This is a genomic window from Bacillus sp. FSL K6-1003, assembly GCF_037964945.1.
Classification (GTDB): domain Bacteria; phylum Bacillota; class Bacilli; order Bacillales; family Bacillaceae; genus Bacillus; species Bacillus mojavensis.
On sequence record NZ_CP150176.1, the window covers coordinates 1,473,614 to 1,488,404 of the forward strand.

Annotated in this window: 20 protein-coding genes; 18 read left to right on the top strand and 2 right to left on the bottom strand. The window is 42.9% G+C overall.

Going from position 1 to position 14,791, the window contains the following annotated elements; genetic code table 11:
- Positions 1 to 96 precede the first annotated feature (96 nt).
- From abbA to NSU16_RS07685, 9 genes are all read left to right on the top strand, one after another.
- Positions 97 to 288, top strand: a complete 192-nt coding sequence (gene abbA, locus NSU16_RS07645; RefSeq protein ID WP_003218673.1) for an AbrB antirepressor AbbA — start codon at positions 97 to 99, stop codon at positions 286 to 288.
- 137 nt (positions 289 to 425) lie between these two features.
- Positions 426 to 869 carry a cyclic-di-AMP-binding protein CbpB gene (gene cbpB / locus NSU16_RS07650; RefSeq protein ID WP_010334057.1) on the top strand — a complete coding sequence of 148 codons (444 nt, stop codon included), beginning with the start codon at positions 426 to 428 and terminating at the stop codon, positions 867 to 869.
- 146 nt (positions 870 to 1,015) lie between these two features.
- The gene (gene ccpC, locus NSU16_RS07655; RefSeq protein ID WP_339192463.1) at positions 1,016 to 1,897 is read left to right on the top strand and encodes a transcriptional regulator CcpC; all 882 of its coding nucleotides are present in this window, start codon (positions 1,016 to 1,018) and stop codon (positions 1,895 to 1,897) included.
- A 115-nt stretch (positions 1,898 to 2,012) separates the two neighbouring features.
- Positions 2,013 to 2,489 (top strand): flavodoxin, encoded by a 477-nt coding sequence (locus tag NSU16_RS07660; RefSeq protein WP_339192464.1) that lies wholly within the window; start codon positions 2,013 to 2,015, stop codon positions 2,487 to 2,489.
- The gene (locus NSU16_RS07665; protein ID WP_286058605.1) at positions 2,479 to 3,372 is read left to right on the top strand and encodes an exo-alpha-sialidase; all 894 of its coding nucleotides are present in this window, start codon (positions 2,479 to 2,481) and stop codon (positions 3,370 to 3,372) included. The genes NSU16_RS07660 and NSU16_RS07665 overlap by 11 nt, the downstream gene beginning before the upstream one ends.
- 15 nt (positions 3,373 to 3,387) lie before the next feature.
- The gene (locus NSU16_RS07670; RefSeq protein WP_229148106.1) at positions 3,388 to 3,843 is read left to right on the top strand and encodes a flavodoxin; all 456 of its coding nucleotides are present in this window, start codon (positions 3,388 to 3,390) and stop codon (positions 3,841 to 3,843) included.
- Positions 3,844 to 3,948: 105 nt separating this feature from the next.
- Positions 3,949 to 4,659, top strand: coding sequence for a 2,3,4,5-tetrahydropyridine-2,6-dicarboxylate N-acetyltransferase (gene dapD / locus NSU16_RS07675; RefSeq protein WP_339192466.1), 711 nt, complete (start codon positions 3,949 to 3,951; stop codon positions 4,657 to 4,659).
- Between the two features lie 70 nt (positions 4,660 to 4,729).
- Complete coding sequence (locus tag NSU16_RS07680; RefSeq protein ID WP_268505548.1) at positions 4,730 to 5,854, top strand: N-acetyldiaminopimelate deacetylase; 1,125 nt, start codon at positions 4,730 to 4,732, stop codon at positions 5,852 to 5,854.
- Positions 5,855 to 5,914: 60 nt separating this feature from the next.
- Positions 5,915 to 6,160 carry a YkuS family protein gene (locus NSU16_RS07685; protein WP_010334064.1) on the top strand — a complete coding sequence of 82 codons (246 nt, stop codon included), beginning with the start codon at positions 5,915 to 5,917 and terminating at the stop codon, positions 6,158 to 6,160.
- A 34-nt stretch (positions 6,161 to 6,194) separates the two neighbouring features.
- Here the strand turns inward: NSU16_RS07685 and NSU16_RS07690 are convergent, their stop codons facing one another.
- Positions 6,195 to 6,998 (bottom strand): mechanosensitive ion channel family protein, encoded by an 804-nt coding sequence (locus tag NSU16_RS07690; protein WP_010334065.1) that lies wholly within the window; start codon positions 6,996 to 6,998, stop codon positions 6,195 to 6,197.
- Positions 6,999 to 7,242: 244 nt separating this feature from the next.
- Here NSU16_RS07690 and ahpA point away from each other — a divergent pair, with 244 nt between their 5' ends.
- The 3 genes from ahpA to rok all read left to right on the top strand — a co-directional run bounded on the left by ahpA (position 7,243) and on the right by rok (position 9,360).
- A complete protein-coding gene (ahpA, locus tag NSU16_RS07695) occupies positions 7,243 to 7,785 on the top strand; it encodes a biofilm-specific peroxidase AhpA (protein ID WP_339192467.1) in 543 nt (180 codons plus the stop codon).
- A gap of 81 nt (positions 7,786 to 7,866) precedes the next feature.
- Entirely contained in the window at positions 7,867 to 8,325 is a 459-nt protein-coding gene (ykuV, locus tag NSU16_RS07700; protein ID WP_339192468.1) for a thiol-disulfide oxidoreductase YkuV, read from the top strand.
- A gap of 450 nt (positions 8,326 to 8,775) precedes the next feature.
- Complete coding sequence (rok, locus tag NSU16_RS07705) at positions 8,776 to 9,360, top strand: transcriptional regulator Rok (RefSeq protein WP_010334068.1); 585 nt, start codon at positions 8,776 to 8,778, stop codon at positions 9,358 to 9,360.
- 42 nt (positions 9,361 to 9,402) lie between these two features.
- On the opposite strand, the gene NSU16_RS07710 is transcribed toward rok, so the two are convergent.
- Positions 9,403 to 10,368 (bottom strand): sporulation protein, encoded by a 966-nt coding sequence (locus tag NSU16_RS07710; RefSeq protein WP_339192469.1) that lies wholly within the window; start codon positions 10,366 to 10,368, stop codon positions 9,403 to 9,405.
- 132 nt (positions 10,369 to 10,500) lie between these two features.
- On the opposite strand from NSU16_RS07710, the gene NSU16_RS07715 reads away from it, so the two are divergent.
- From NSU16_RS07715 to moaD, 6 genes are read left to right on the top strand one after another with little or no spacing between them, the layout of a single operon-like run.
- On the top strand, positions 10,501 to 11,100 hold the full coding sequence (locus NSU16_RS07715) for a molybdenum cofactor guanylyltransferase (RefSeq protein WP_168747654.1): 600 nt from the start codon (positions 10,501 to 10,503) through the stop codon (positions 11,098 to 11,100).
- Positions 11,101 to 11,151: 51 nt separating this feature from the next.
- Complete coding sequence (locus NSU16_RS07720) at positions 11,152 to 12,171, top strand: MoeB/ThiF family adenylyltransferase (RefSeq protein WP_095714704.1); 1,020 nt, start codon at positions 11,152 to 11,154, stop codon at positions 12,169 to 12,171.
- Positions 12,172 to 12,188: 17 nt separating this feature from the next.
- Positions 12,189 to 13,481, top strand: coding sequence for a gephyrin-like molybdotransferase Glp (gene glp, locus NSU16_RS07725; protein WP_010334072.1), 1,293 nt, complete (start codon positions 12,189 to 12,191; stop codon positions 13,479 to 13,481).
- On the top strand, positions 13,442 to 13,963 hold the full coding sequence (gene mobB / locus NSU16_RS07730; RefSeq protein WP_339192470.1) for a molybdopterin-guanine dinucleotide biosynthesis protein B: 522 nt from the start codon (positions 13,442 to 13,444) through the stop codon (positions 13,961 to 13,963). The genes glp and mobB overlap by 40 nt, the downstream gene beginning before the upstream one ends.
- Entirely contained in the window at positions 13,963 to 14,436 is a 474-nt protein-coding gene (locus NSU16_RS07735; protein ID WP_095714706.1) for a molybdenum cofactor biosynthesis protein MoaE, read from the top strand. Before mobB ends, NSU16_RS07735 begins: the two co-directional genes overlap by 1 nt.
- A complete protein-coding gene (gene moaD, locus NSU16_RS07740; protein ID WP_010334075.1) occupies positions 14,429 to 14,662 on the top strand; it encodes a molybdopterin converting factor subunit 1 in 234 nt (77 codons plus the stop codon). Before NSU16_RS07735 ends, moaD begins: the two co-directional genes overlap by 8 nt.
- Positions 14,663 to 14,791 lie beyond the last annotated feature (129 nt).

A 14,791-nucleotide genomic window follows, 5' to 3' on the forward strand; every position in this document is an offset into this window, starting at 1 on the left:
CGATTGTTTTCTGATTACTTATTCTAGCGGTAGAGCTGAAAGTAAGTTTTCTTGCTTTCAGAGGTATTCAGTATAAAACAGGGGGCCTGATTACGAATGAGTCTTATCGGTGAACGATTTACAGAAGAAGAACAAAAACTTCTGCTGAATATCCTGATCAATCATGAGTATGCTATCGAGCTTTTAAGCAGTGAGATCAACGATATAGAGACAGGAACCAAAAACGTTGACGGAACCACCTACAAAAAACTTGTAACGCTATACGACCGATTTCGATTTGAAAATTAATGGAACAATTTATAATTGATACTCCTCCAAAGAGTATCTTTTTTATTGAGGAAACTTTTCGACAAATACTGATAAAGTTTATATTATTGTAGTATAGGGAATGTATGTGTTGATGAAAATGAAAAGGGGTCGAAAACATGATAAGCTTGCAATCAGATCAGCTTCTTGAGGCAACAGTCGGACAATTTATGATTGAGGCGGACAAAGTAGCGCACGTTCAAGTTGGGAACAACCTGGAGCACGCTTTATTAGTGCTGACAAAAACAGGATACACGGCCATCCCGGTGCTGGATGCGTCTTATCGTTTACACGGCTTAATCGGGACAAATATGATCATGAACAGCATTTTTGGTCTTGAAAGAATTGAATTCGAAAAGCTTGACCAGATTACCGTAGAGGAAGTCATGCTGAGTGATATTCCGCGTCTTCATATAAATGATCCGATTATCAAAGGATTCAGCATGGTCATTGATAACGGGTTTGTTTGCGTTGAAAATGATGATCAGGTCTTTGAGGGGATCTTCACGAGAAGAGTGGTTTTGAAGGAATTGAATAAGCATATTCGCTCGTTGAACAAGTAGGCTGCTCGGCCTATTTTTTATTATATTTGCAGAGCAATAAAGAAAGCGCATACATAAATTGGGGTGAAAAGGACTTGAATCATAAACTAAGTTTTTATTAGAATGGGAGATAAGAAAAACTTATTGATAATAAAAAGGAGGATGACATGCAGCTTCAAGAGCTTCATATGCTCGTAGTTTTAGCTGAGGAGTTAAATATGAGAAAGGCGGCTGAACAGCTTTTTGTATCCCAGCCGGCTTTATCTCAGCGTTTACAAACCATTGAAAAGGCGTGGGGGACAAAGATATTTTTAAGATCTCAAAAAGGATTGACGGTAACGCCGGCCGGAGAGAAAATCATTCAGTTTGCGAATGACGTTACGTCAGAGCAGGACAGAATTAGAGAAAATATCGATGAGCTCGAAGGAGAAATTCACGGCACACTGAAGCTCGCTGTCGCCTCTATCATCGGCCAGCATTGGCTTCCTAAAGTTCTGAAAACGTATGTGGAAAAGTATCCGAATGCAAAGGTTTCGCTTATTACCGGATGGAGCAGCGAAATGCTGAAAAGCCTTTATGAGGATCAGGTTCATATTGGCATTATTAGAGGAAACCCCGAGTGGAAAGGCCGCAAAGACTATTTAATGACAGACCATCTGTATTTAGTCGATACTGAAATATCCTGTATAGAAGATATTGCTCATACAGAACGGCCGTTTATCCAATTTAAAAGCGACAGCACTTATTTTCAGGAGATTCAGCATTGGTGGCATCAAAAATTTAAAACGTCGCCAAAACAAACTATATTGGTTGATCAGATTGAAACGTGCAAACAGATGGCGCTGCACGGGATCGGATATGCGATTTTGCCGTCTGTTACCCTTCAGAACGAAGACAAAGTCAATAAAATGCCTCTGTTAGACGGTAAAGGAAACCCTATCGGGCGGGATACGTGGTTATTAGGCTATGAACCTGCTTTTGAACTGAAGCAAGTTCAAGCTTTTGTTTCAGTTGTAAAGGAGATGCTTGATCAAGAACACCCATTTTAAGAGAAAAGACAGCACAAGGCTGTCTTTTTTTATTTACATATTGACAATGAAAATCATTATCATTTAAAGTGGTACATATGATATTGAAAATCATTATCAATTATGAGGTGATAACATGGCAAAAGCCTTGATTACATATGCCAGCATGTCAGGAAATACCGAAGACATTGCAGGAATTATAAAAGATACGCTGCAGGAATATGGTTTAGACATTGATTGCATCGATATAGATGACGCAGAAGCATCGGCTCTGACTTCTTATGATTATGTGCTCATTGGCACCTATACATGGGGGGATGGCGATTTGCCTTACGAAGCAGAGGACTTTTTCGAAGAGGTTCAGCAGCTCGAGCTGAACGGCTTGAAAACAGCTTGCTTTGGCTCGGGTGATTATTCTTATCCAAAATTTTGCGAAGCTGTCAATCTGTTCAGTGACATGCTGCAAGAGGCGGGAGCTGCTGTCTATCAAGAAACACTTAAAATTGAGCTTGCCCCTGAAACGGATGATGACGTGGAAAGCTGCAGAGAATTTGCAAGAGGTTTTCTTGCATGGGCAGACTTTGTGAACAAGGGAAAAAGCCATGTTTCATAAAGGTGCGACAGCTGTTGCGGCATCGGCGTTTTCTGGCTATTTTGTGGCAGTAAAAAGAGAGGGCATTTTTCATTATTCTTTGGAACAAGGCTGGAAGAAGCTTTTTCGTTTAAAAGCGAAAATACACTGCATCAGTTACATCGGTCCCTATTTATTCGGTGTCGGTGAAAAGGGAACGATCATTCGTTCATCTGACGAGGGGAAAACATGGTCGATATCGAGCTTCCCGACAAATGCGACAGTGTGGGCGATTACCGGCAGGAATGATGGTTTTGTTTGCGCCCATGGCAAGCATTGCGTTTATGTATCAGAAGACTTCGGTATTTCGTGGCGGGTTGCCAAACCCTTTGCGGAATTTGAACATCCGCCTGTTATCCGTTCACTGTGTCTGCACGGCGGTAATCTGTATATTGGTACACAAATACACGAATGCTTCGGAGGGATTTGGGCTTACGATTTCACACAAGACGCTGTCCGAATGGTAAAAAAAGAAGACAACCGTATGACGGCATCCATGCTTGTGTTCAATGAAAAATGGCTGGTTGCTGCAATGGGCTCTGTAAAAGGGAAGCGCGGAGCCGTCATTGCACAGCATATTTTAACGGCTGAAGAAGTCACGATACATTCCAGCATGATGAAAAAGGAAGAATCGTTTCTTGATATTTCAGAGGATGATGGCATTATTTATGTCACAACGGCTCAAGATGAAAATGGCTATTCGAGGATTTATCAGGCTGATCTTGAGGCCCGAGAGCTAAGATGGTTTGATACCATTAAAGGTCATGGCTGGAGAGTGGCCAATCAAAGAGAAAATTTCTTTTGTGCAGGTTTGTATGAATGTAAATTTGTCCAGCCGTACGAAGTTTCAGCAATGATTCATTAGAGGAGGAATACGGAATTGGGGAAGATTTTGCTGGTTTACGCAACGATGTCAGGCAACACAGAAGCCATGGCTGATTTGATTGAAAAGGGACTTCAGGAGGCGGAAGCGGAAGTAGACCGTTTTGAAGCGATGGACATTGATGATGCCGAGCTGTTTAATGATTATGAACATATCATCTTAGGAACCTATACATGGGGAGACGGAGATTTGCCTGATGAATTTCTCGACCTTGCCGAAGAAATGGATGCACTTGACTTTACCGGTAAAACCTGCGCCGTTTTCGGTTCCGGTGATACAGCATATGAATTTTTCTGCGGTGCTGTAGATACACTTGAAGAGAAAATAAAAGATCGAGGCGGCGAAATTGTGCTTCCTTCCGTAAAAGTTGAAATGAATCCTGAAGGGGAAGAAGAGGAAGCATTAAAGGAATTCGGCAGACAATTTGCTAGAAAAAGCGGCTGTGCTGTCTGATAGATGCAAAGAGAAATGCCGAGCGCCTGTTTCCTTTTTTTCTTGTCTTTGTATCTTTCCTTTGATACAGTAATGAGGTAGAAAATCAGGAGGAGGACTATACATATGAAAATGATGGACGCAAATGAAATTATTTCATTTATTCAAAATAGTACAAAATCTACACCTGTAAAGGTTTATGTAAAAGGTGAGCTGGAAGGAATCAATTTCGGTGAATCTGCGAAAGCTTTTCTAAACGGAAACACTGGTGTTGTTTTCGGTGAATGGAACGAAATCAAAACAGCAATTGAAGAAAACAAAAACAAAATCGAAGATTACGTGGTTGAAAATGACCGCCGCAACTCTGCGATTCCTATGCTTGATCTTAAAGATGTAAAAGCGCGCATCGAGCCGGGTGCGATCATCCGCGACCAAGTTGAAATCGGCGATAACGCAGTCATCATGATGGGGGCTTCTATCAATATCGGATCAGTTATCGGAGAAGGTACAATGATCGATATGAACGTTGTCCTTGGCGGACGAGCTACTGTCGGTAAAAACTGTCACATCGGTGCAGGTTCTGTGCTTGCGGGCGTTATTGAGCCGCCATCCGCTAAACCGGTTGTCATTGAAGACGACGTTGTGATCGGCGCAAATGCTGTCGTGCTCGAAGGTGTAACAGTTGGTAAAGGAGCTGTTGTTGCTGCGGGTGCGATCGTAGTGAACGATGTTGAGCCATACACAGTTGTTGCAGGAACACCTGCTAAGAAAATTAAAGATATCGATGAGAAAACAAAAGGCAAAACTGAAATCAAGCAGGAATTACGCCAGCTGTAAGGAATGATTTGATCAAAAAGGCGTGGATGATATATCCACGCCTTATTCGTATAGGCAGGAGGACATGAAAATGAAGAAAGAGGAGCTCATTGCAATCCGCAGAGATCTGCACCGTATTCCCGAGCTTGGATTTCAGGAATTCAAAACACAGCAATATTTATTAAACGTCTTGGAGCAATATCCGAAAGACAGAATTGAAATTGAGAAATGGAGAACAGGGCTTTTTGTGAAAGTGAACGGAACAGCGCCGGAAAAAATGCTCGGATACCGAGCGGACATTGATGCGCTATCAATCGAAGAGCAGACAGGGCTGCCATTCGCATCAGAGCATCACGGCAAAATGCACGCCTGCGGACACGATTTGCATATGACGATTGCGCTGGGCATCATCGACCACTTTGTTCATCAACCTGTTAAGCAGGATCTGCTCTTTTTATTCCAGCCGGCAGAGGAAGGTCCAGGCGGAGCGGAACCGATGCTAGAGAGCGACGTTTTGAAAAAGTGGCAGCCTGATCTCATCACTGCGCTTCATATTGCTCCAGAGCTGCCGGTCGGAACCATCGCGACAAAAAGCGGTTTGCTTTTTGCGAATACATCAGAGCTTGTCATTGACCTGGAAGGCAAAGGGGGGCATGCAGCTTATCCGCACTTAGCTGAGGATATGGTTGTAGCGGCAAGCACACTCGTTACTCAACTGCAAACAATCATCTCCAGAAATACGGACCCGCTGGACAGCGCTGTGATTACTATCGGTACGATTACGGGCGGCTCCGCGCAAAATATCATTGCGCAAACAGCTCACCTGGAAGGCACAATCCGCACGCTTTCTGAAGAATCCATGAAGCAGGTAAAGGAACGGATCGAAGATTTAGTGAAAGGAATCGAAATCGGCTTTCGCTGTAAAGGAAAAGTGACGTATCCGTCTGTGTATCACCAAGTTTACAATACAAGCGGGCTCACAGAGGAATTTATGTCTTTTGTTGCTGAGCACAAATTGGCACAAGTAATTGAAGCAAAAGAAGCGATGACCGGAGAGGATTTTGGCTACATGCTAAAAAAATATCCGGGTTTCATGTTCTGGCTCGGCGCTGATTCATCGCACGGACTCCATCACGCGAAGCTGAATCCTGATGAAAATGCGATCGAAACAGCGGTTAACGTGATGACAGGTTATTTTTCTGTTTATGCCAATTAAGTACAATGGAAAGAATAAAATGCCATATGATGAGCACCCTATTTAACGGAGGTGTTCTTTATGACAAAAAAAATTGGAATTGAACAGTCGTTATCAGATGTAGAAGCTGCATTAAGAGAAAAAGGATATGACGTTGTCATGATGAAAAGTCCTGCAGATGCAAAAGGCTGTGACTGCTGTGTCGTAACAGGGCTAGACAACAATGTGCAAGGTATTGCCGATACAGTAACACAAGCACCCGTCATTACAGCTTCCGGGATGACTGCTGAAGAAATTTGCAGCGAAGTTGAAAGCAGAATTCAGTAAAGTAAAAACCGAAGCAAAAGCTTCGGTTCTTTTGTTATTCTGTTTCTTTAGGAAAAGCGCGGTCGAGTGCGGTTTTTATTTCTTTTCTCAGCACGCGTTCGACCCGCCACTGTTCCATATTTTCTGTTTTGGCAATGACTCTGATCACAATTTCAGAGGTTCCCAGCTCTTGGATGCCGATAACATTAGGGCCCTCTTTAATTTGCGGAAGAGCAGCTGCCGTTTCGTCACATACATGTTGTAAGATGTGAATGGTTTCATCAAGGTTTCTTTCAGCAGGGACTTTAATATCAACCAGCGCCTGCATCGTTCCGCGGGAATGGTTGCTTACATTTGTGATGTTCCGATTCGGGATATAATGCAGTGTGCCGTCAAAGCTGCGGATTTGGGTCGTTCTTAAACCGACCTGCTCCACAATTCCATTAAAGGTTGCAACGGTTATATAATCTCCGACATCCAATTGTTTTTCAAGCAGAATAAAAAAACCTGTCACGATGTCGCTGACAAGGCCTTGGGCGCCAAAACCGACCGCCAGACCTACAATTCCCGCACCTGCTAAAAGAGCGCTCGGATCGTAATGAAACAAATCCAGAACCATAACGAAAAAAATAAAAATCAATATGTAAGCAAATACATTAAGTGTCAGGCTTCGGAGCGTGTGAGCCCGTCCAATAGTCAGGTTGTTTTGCGCTTCAAATTTTGCAAATAGATGTTTAATAATTCTCATGCCTACAGATCGAACGATAAAATAGAGGCAAATCATAATGACGAGCTTAATGAGTAAAACACCCGCATTGGTGACAAGACCTGCCCAATCATAGTGTGTAATAAAATCCATGTTGGAGCTTCCTTTCTGAATGTGTTGCAGCATGTTAAAAGTTGTTTCCCTGTTCATGAACATGTTAAACTTTTTATCGTAAAATGTCGAAGGCAAAGACATGTATTCTTTGTTAAAAATTGACTGTGAAAATGCGCTTCGATATAATGGTCATTGTGATGTTATTAACGAAATAAGGGATATTTTCCTTTATTTTCTTATCCGTCTGGCTTTTAAAGCCAAACTATCAATTGGAGGGATACATATGGCAGAACGTATGGTAGGTAAACAAGCTCCTCGTTTTGAAATGGAAGCAGTCCTTGCAAATAAGGAATTTGGCAAAGTTAGTCTTGAAGAAAACATGAAAAACGACAAATGGACGGTTCTTTTCTTCTATCCAATGGACTTTACTTTTGTCTGTCCGACAGAAATTACAGCGATGTCTGACCGTTATGACGAATTCGAAGATCTTGATGCTGAAGTAATCGGCGTTTCAACTGATACAATCCATACCCACTTGGCGTGGATCAACACAGACCGCAAAGAAAATGGTCTAGGTCAGCTGAAATATCCGCTTGCTGCTGATACTAACCATGAAGTATCCCGAGAATATGGCATTTTAATTGAAGAAGAAGGCGTTGCACTTCGCGGATTGTTTATTATCAATCCTGAAGGCGAGCTACAATATCAAACGGTTTTCCATAACAATATCGGCCGTGACGTTGATGAAACGCTTCGAGTGCTGCAAGCACTTCAAACAGGCGGACTATGCCCGGCTAACTGGAAACCAGGTCAAAAAACACTTTAATTCTTTTTGAGAACGAAAGAAAAAGGTCTAACAATTCGTTAGGCCTTTTTGACTCTTACTGCTCACTAGGAGGAAAAAGCGATGAAATTACGTCAGCCAATGCCTGAATTGACAGGAGAAAAAGCTTGGTTCAACGGTGAAGTAACAAAAGAACAACTGATTGGAGAAAAACCGACACTGATTCATTTCTGGTCTATCAGCTGTCACCTGTGCAAAGAAGCAATGCCGCAGGTGAATGAATTCCGTGACAAATATCAAGACAAGCTGAACGTTGTAGCTGTTCATATGCCTCGTTCCGAAGACGACCTGGATCTCGACAAAATCAAGGAAGTAGCTGCTGAACATGACATGACTCAGCCTATTTTCGTTGATAGCGACCACGCTTTAACCGACGCATTTGAAAACGAGTATGTGCCTGCGTACTATGTGTTTGATAAAACCGGCCAGCTTCGTCATTTTCAAGCGGGCGGCAGCGGCATGAAAATGCTTGAAAAACGTGTGAACCGCGTTCTGGCTGAAATAGAACAAGCTGCTGAATAATGTTACGCAAATAAAAAAACCTGATAACCTCAGGTTTTTTTATTTGCGCAAAAAAGGAAAAGAGTAAGAAGCTTATTTTTCCATATTTGGGTATAAGAAAAACCTTTTTTAATGACTTATCTTCTAAAAAAGAGACCTAATTTCTTATGTTTTTCTGCAAATTTAGATATTTTTCATATCTCAGAACGCGAAAATTGTAGATATTACACTAAATTTCATTAAAGAAGTAATTAAAAGATAGATTTTCAACATTATTCCAAATGATTGACATAAGCTTTGAACCCTTGTGGATAAAGAGGTCTGTTGAAAAATAAAACGTTTTCAGAAAATAAGGAATTTTTCATAGAGTAAATATAATAGTAAAATGCTAAAATAATAGTTGATAAAATTACTTTTGTAATCTAATATCTTAATTAAAGATGTTAATTCTGATAGGGGGTACATTGAGGAATGTTTAATGAAAGAGAAGCTTTGCGCTTACGATTAGAACAATTAAATGAAGCTGAAGTGAAAGTCATTCGTGAATATCAAATTGAACGCGATAAAATATACGCAAAATTAAGAGAGCTGGACAGAAATGGAAGCCCTTCCGAAACGAAAAAGGAGTTCCGTTCTGAAAGAAAAACTGACTCTCTGCCAGTTCTCGCCGAGCTTGCAGCTCAGGAAATCAGAAGCTATCAGCCGCCATCACAGCAGCAGTCCGCCCAGCCTCAGCTTCAAACTATTTCCTCTCTTCCTGCCGGTATACCAGATGGAGCGACAAGAAGAAGAAGAGGAACGGCAAGACCGGGGTCAAAAGCAGCTAAACTGCGTGAAGCGGCTATTAAAACATTAAAACGCCACAACGCGGCAATTAAAAGTTCCGAACTTCAAAAAGAGATTGAAAAGGAAAGCGGTCTGGAAATTCCTAATATGACAACGTTTATGCAAAGCTTAATTAAAATGTATCCTGAAGTGAAAAAACCGTATCGCGGCCAGTACATTTTAGAGGGCGAAATCGAATCCGTTGAATCAACTGAATCAGCAACAGAATAAGCACACAGAAAAACTGCTTGAAGAGCTCAAGCAGTTTTTTTATTATTGGGTTTTTTTCGAGGAAGGTTTGTTTTCTTTTTCAAGATTAAGCTTATACACCCATTTTTGATAAGGTTTTTCTTCGGCGGCGCGGCTCTTCAGCTCTTCAATTTTATGATTGATAAGCTGGTCAGATGATTGGGCTCTGGTCAGCTGTTTTTGAAGCTCATTTACTTGTTTTGTGACATCTTCAAGGATGGTCTCTACATGACTTGACAGTGCGTAAACGGTTTGAGCTTCTTCTGCCGTTTTTTCTTTCTGTTTCGCGCCGCCATCAATATCGGCAAAATGAGAAGCAATCCAGGCATCACTTTCATCAAGCTGCCGTTTGTACGAAATAATAGTTTCTTGAAATAGTTTTTCTTTCGTTTTTTCTATTTCAAGCAGCCTTTCTTTCGTTTCTATGATTCGATCTTTCATATGATCTATTTCTATTTTGATATGTTTTAGCTGATATTCTTTTTCTATCATTTGCTCTTTTAAGCGTCCGTTTTCGGCTTTTATCGTTTCGGCTTGCTGCTTTGCTTGAAACAATTCGTGCTGTTCTCGCTGGATAGAGGTATTAAGATGAATGATTTGTTTATGCAAATTTTTATTTTCTTCCTCAATTTTGATTTTTTCGATATGAAGCTTATGTTTTTCTTCAATTTCAGTTTTGCGTTTGTAGGTTTCCGCGGAAAGAAGCTCCTGCAAGGTGACGATTTTATCGAGCAGTTCGGCTCTCATTTGATGCAGTGTATGGCTCGTATGGGAGGCGTGTTTTTCTTTCATTGACATTTGCTTTAACTCAGCAGACAGCTGCTGAAGTTTTTCTTTCATATTGGTATTTTCTTTGAGCAGTTTGTTATTTTTCTGATGGAAGTAGCTTGCCTCAAGCTCGGAAATAAGTTTATGGCACCTTGACAGCTCTGATTTTAAATAAAGGTTCTCCTGTGACACGTCATGGAAAAAAGGACCTGATCTTTTCAAGCGAACCATCTCCCTCATGATGTTAACATTACAATATGCAAATACTGAACAGCTATTCCTCTTTAATAAACAGACAAGCATTGGCGTTGGAGCCTTGCTTTTGCTATGCTTTTGATAACTAGAGGTGAGAGCATGAAACATATAAATGTACTTTTAGCAGGAGGAGCCTCACGCCGATTTGGGGAGCCAAAGGCTTTTGTAAAATGGAAAGGCCACATGTTTTACGAGTGGGCTAAAAAGGCGCTTGGTGAGCAAGCGGTCATCATCAGCCGTCCCGAGTTTATCGATAGATTTCAAGAAAATGGCGAAACCGAAGTATATCAAGACGCGGAGCCGTTCCAGGGAATGGGCCCATTGGCTGGTATCTATACTGCTTTTGAAAAGACAGACGGTGACCTTTATACGATTCTATCCTGTGACACACCGTTAATACGTAGAAGGACGATGGCGGAACTCAGGCGCATGGTGACTGCCGATACGGACGCAGTCATCCCGATATCAGGCGGACGAGAGCAGCCATTGATAGCACTGTATCATAAAAGGATCATGCCTATTCTATATGAACAGCTATCCGAGAAAAAATTAAGAATATCAGATTTGTTAGACCGTATTTCAGTTCGTTACGTACAGGCAGAGGAAATCGCGGCAGTGCCGGAAGAGTTTATGAATATTAATACACGCGATGACTATAGGCGTTTGGAAGAATTCAAAACATTCTCCTGCTGGGACTGACGGGAGAAAAACATGGTATGATTGACATAAAAGATAAGGAGATCAGGTTTGATGGAGGAGCGTTATTCACGGCAAATCAGATTTAAGCAAATTGGAGAAGAGGGCCAGCAAAGACTGGCAGACAGCCGCGTGCTGATCGTAGGAGCAGGAGCGCTCGGAACAGCCGGAGCAGAAGGGCTTTCGAGAGCGGGAGTGGGAACCGTCACCATCATTGACCGTGATTATGTAGAATGGAGCAATCTGCAAAGGCAGCAGCTCTATACAGAAAGCGATGCAGAACTCCGCATGCCGAAAGCTATGGCTGCCAAAGAACATTTATCCGCTATAAACAGCGGCATACATATTGAGGCATATGTTACAGAGGGGACGGCTGAAACACTTGAACCGCTGATTGAAAAAGCGGATATTGTTATCGATGCGACAGATAATTTTGAAACACGTATGCTTATCAACGATCTAGCTCAGAAAACAAAGACACCGTGGATTTATGGCGCATGTGTAAGCAGTCAAGGGATGTTCATGACGATCATACCGGGGGAGACACCTTGTTTGTCTTGTTTGTTTGAACAAATTCCTGTCGGCGGAGCGACGTGCGATACAGCGGGGATTATTCCCCCTGCGGTCCATATGGTTTCAGCCTATCAGCAGGCAGAAGCACTGAAACTGTTAACGGGAAACATAGAAGCGATACAGCGCGGCTTTGTCACGTTTGATGTCTGGAACAATTCACATATGAAAATAAACGTTAGCGATGTACGAGTCGAAGATTGTCCGTCATGTGGCGCACACGCAGTTTATCCTTATCTTCAAGACTGGAACACGCCAAAAGCCGCTGTACTGTGCGGCCGTGATACGGTTCAAGTCAGATCAGAGTCATTAAAAAGAATACCGAAGCAGGAGCTCGTCAGTCGGCTGAAAACAATCGGCAAGGTAGAGGCCAATGCATTTTTGCTTCATATCTATTATGAACATTTTAGAATCGTCATTTTTAATGACGGACGGGCTCTGATTCACGGAACAAGTGATGTGAAAGAAGCCAATTCTGTGTTGGCAAGAGTAATCGGATTGTAACAACAGGAGGGTTCAGAATGCTGGAGAAAAGAACACCGATACCGGTAGATGAAGCTGTTCGGCGTGTTGGCCGATTTCAAAAACGAGGGGAAACAGAATGGGTGGCGCTTGAAAACAGCCTTCACCGATTTTTAGCTGAAGATGTAACGGCAGATCACCATGTGCCTGCATTTGACCGTTCGCCATATGACGGTTTTGCTGTCAGAGCATGCGATACGGCTGAAGCTTCACGCGAACACCCTGTCCGCTTTGAGGTCATTGACCATATCGGAGCAGGGGCTGTATCTGAGAAAGAACTTGCTGCGTTTCAGGCAGTGCGAATCATGACAGGTGCGCAAATTCCAAAAGGCGCGGATGCCGTGGTCATGATTGAGCTGACTCAAACCTTTGAAGAGAATGGTCAGCCGTTTATGTCCTTAAAACGCCGCTTCCACCCAGGGGACAATATTTCAAAAACAGGTGAAGATGCTAGAAAAGGGAGCGTTTTAGTCAGAAAGGGCACTCGAATTACCCCGGGAGTAACAGCTCTTCTGGCAACCTTTGGATACGCTTCTGTGCCTGTCGTGAGAAAGCCTGTTGTTGGGATCATCGCAACCGGCACAGAATTGCTGAATGTCAGTGACCCGCTGGAGCCGGGGAAAATCCGTAACAGCAACGCAAGTATGGTATATGCACAAGTCATTGAAGCGGGCGCTTCACCTCTTTACTTAGGGAAAATTTCCGATGATCTTGATCAAAGCTTTGCTGCGGTCAAAGAAGCAATGGAAAAGGTTGATTTTCTAATCACAACAGGCGGCGTGTCAGTTGGTGACTTTGACTTTTTGCCTGCAATCTATGAAAGACTCGGGGCGGAAGTGCTCTTTAATAAAGTTGCTATGCGTCCAGGAAGTGTAACGACTGTGGCTCATGCAAATGATATGCTGCTGTTTGGGCTGTCAGGTAATCCATCGGCATGCTATGTCGGTTTTGAACTGTTTGTAAAACCGATGATCCGGACATGGCTGCTTCATGATAAACCGCATCCCATTTGCGCAGAAGCTGTTTTGACTAAGGACTTTCCTAAGCCAAATCCTTTTACCCGATTTGTACGTGCTTATGTACACCATCAGGAAGGAAAGCTGTTAGCGGCTCCCGTTGGATTGGATAAGTCAAGCTCTGTCACTTCACTGGCAGAGGCGAATGCGTTTATCATCCTGCCGGGCGGTACGAGAGGTTACGAATCGGGCAGAGCGGTTCACGTGCTGCTGATCAGAGAAGAGAATGGAAGTGAGTGGCCTTGGTCCGTCCTTTCCCAATCATCCAAATTGTAGGGTTCCAAAACAGCGGAAAAACAACGTTGATAGAGCGTATACTTAAAAAAGCCGCACAACAGGGGCTGCATGCAGGCTGCTTGAAGCATCACGGTCATGGCGGCGAACCGGAAGCATTCACTGAAGGAAAAGACACTGACCGTTACCAAGCCGCAGGAGCTGATATAACAGCAGTAGAAGGAGCAGGTGTTTTACAGCTTACGGCCCGCCGTAAATGGGATCTCCCGCAGCTGATCGAGTTATATCGCTTTCTCGATATGGATTGCCTGCTCATAGAAGGCTTTAAAAAAGCTCCTTATCCTAAAGTCGTTATAGTACGAGATAAGGATGATCTGGCCAAACTGCAGGCAGTAAATATAATCGCAATCATGTACAGAGAAAAAGAACAAATTGCTTCGCACCAAGGATTACCCGTTTTTCACGCGGATGATCCAGCAGGAGTTGATTATGTGCTTTCACAGCTGAAGGGGGAATCTGTGTAATGGGTCGATTTGAGATCACGAAAACACCCATCGTTACTGAAGATATCATAAAAAAGGTAGAGAAACGGGAAGCTGGAGCTATTACCACGTTTATCGGGACGGTTCGGGAGTGGACAAACGGAAAAAAAACAATCAGGCTGGAATATGAGGCTTATGAACCGATGGCTGTGCAGATGCTGGCCCAAATCGGGGCTGAAATAGAAGAGAAATGGAAAGGTGCCTCAGCTGCTATCACACACCGGATCGGTGTACTGGATATCGGCGAAGCGGCAGTTGTCATCGCTGTGTCTTCCCCCCATCGAAAAGCTGCTTATGAAGCCAATGAGTATGCAATCGAACGCATTAAACAAATAGTGCCTATTTGGAAAAAAGAAATTTGGGAAGACGGAGAGCAATGGATTGGTGACCAGCTTGAGACAACAGCTTATCCGAATGGAAAACCAGATCTAAGTGAGGGAGAGCAGCATGATTAAAATTCTTTTGTTTGCGGGACTTGCTGAAAAGGCCGGCACGTCAACGCTTGAAATTGATATGGAACAAGCAACAACCGATGATGTAAAAGCAGTATTAAAGGAACAATACGGACTTGAATCAATTGATACGGCTATGATTGCCGTAAATGAAAGCTACGTCAAAGAAAATACTTCTGTATCTTCCGGTGACACGGTGGCTGTTATTCCTCCTGTCAGCGGGGGATGAAAACCGGACGGCGATAAAGCCGTCCGGTTTTTGCGTTAGAAGCCATATCTCTCGTTTTTTGCATATCCTGCTCCTCATCCTGCATACAATGATTTTCTGTAAGCATTTATTTTACATAGTCCCACCATA

Bases quoted from the DNA above. Each gene is read 5' to 3' on its own strand.
- abbA (WP_003218673.1), top strand. From the start codon at position 97: ATGAGTCTTATCGGTGAACGATTTACAGAAGAAGAACAAAAACTTCTG.
- cbpB (WP_010334057.1), top strand. From the start codon at position 426: ATGATAAGCTTGCAATCAGATCAGCTTCTTGAGGCAACAGTCGGACAA.
- ccpC (WP_339192463.1), top strand. From the start codon at position 1,016: ATGCAGCTTCAAGAGCTTCATATGCTCGTAGTTTTAGCTGAGGAGTTA.
- NSU16_RS07660 (WP_339192464.1), top strand. From the start codon at position 2,013: ATGGCAAAAGCCTTGATTACATATGCCAGCATGTCAGGAAATACCGAA.
- NSU16_RS07665 (WP_286058605.1), top strand. From the start codon at position 2,479: ATGTTTCATAAAGGTGCGACAGCTGTTGCGGCATCGGCGTTTTCTGGC.
- dapD (WP_339192466.1), top strand. From the start codon at position 3,949: ATGAAAATGATGGACGCAAATGAAATTATTTCATTTATTCAAAATAGT.
- NSU16_RS07680 (WP_268505548.1), top strand. From the start codon at position 4,730: ATGAAGAAAGAGGAGCTCATTGCAATCCGCAGAGATCTGCACCGTATT.
- NSU16_RS07685 (WP_010334064.1), top strand. From the start codon at position 5,915: ATGACAAAAAAAATTGGAATTGAACAGTCGTTATCAGATGTAGAAGCT.
- NSU16_RS07690 (WP_010334065.1), bottom strand. From the start codon at position 6,998: ATGGATTTTATTACACACTATGATTGGGCAGGTCTTGTCACCAATGCG.
- ahpA (WP_339192467.1), top strand. From the start codon at position 7,243: ATGGCAGAACGTATGGTAGGTAAACAAGCTCCTCGTTTTGAAATGGAA.
- ykuV (WP_339192468.1), top strand. From the start codon at position 7,867: ATGAAATTACGTCAGCCAATGCCTGAATTGACAGGAGAAAAAGCTTGG.
- rok (WP_010334068.1), top strand. From the start codon at position 8,776: ATGTTTAATGAAAGAGAAGCTTTGCGCTTACGATTAGAACAATTAAAT.
- NSU16_RS07715 (WP_168747654.1), top strand. From the start codon at position 10,501: ATGAAACATATAAATGTACTTTTAGCAGGAGGAGCCTCACGCCGATTT.
- NSU16_RS07720 (WP_095714704.1), top strand. From the start codon at position 11,152: ATGGAGGAGCGTTATTCACGGCAAATCAGATTTAAGCAAATTGGAGAA.
- glp (WP_010334072.1), top strand. From the start codon at position 12,189: ATGCTGGAGAAAAGAACACCGATACCGGTAGATGAAGCTGTTCGGCGT.
- NSU16_RS07735 (WP_095714706.1), top strand. From the start codon at position 13,963: ATGGGTCGATTTGAGATCACGAAAACACCCATCGTTACTGAAGATATC.
- moaD (WP_010334075.1), top strand. From the start codon at position 14,429: ATGATTAAAATTCTTTTGTTTGCGGGACTTGCTGAAAAGGCCGGCACG.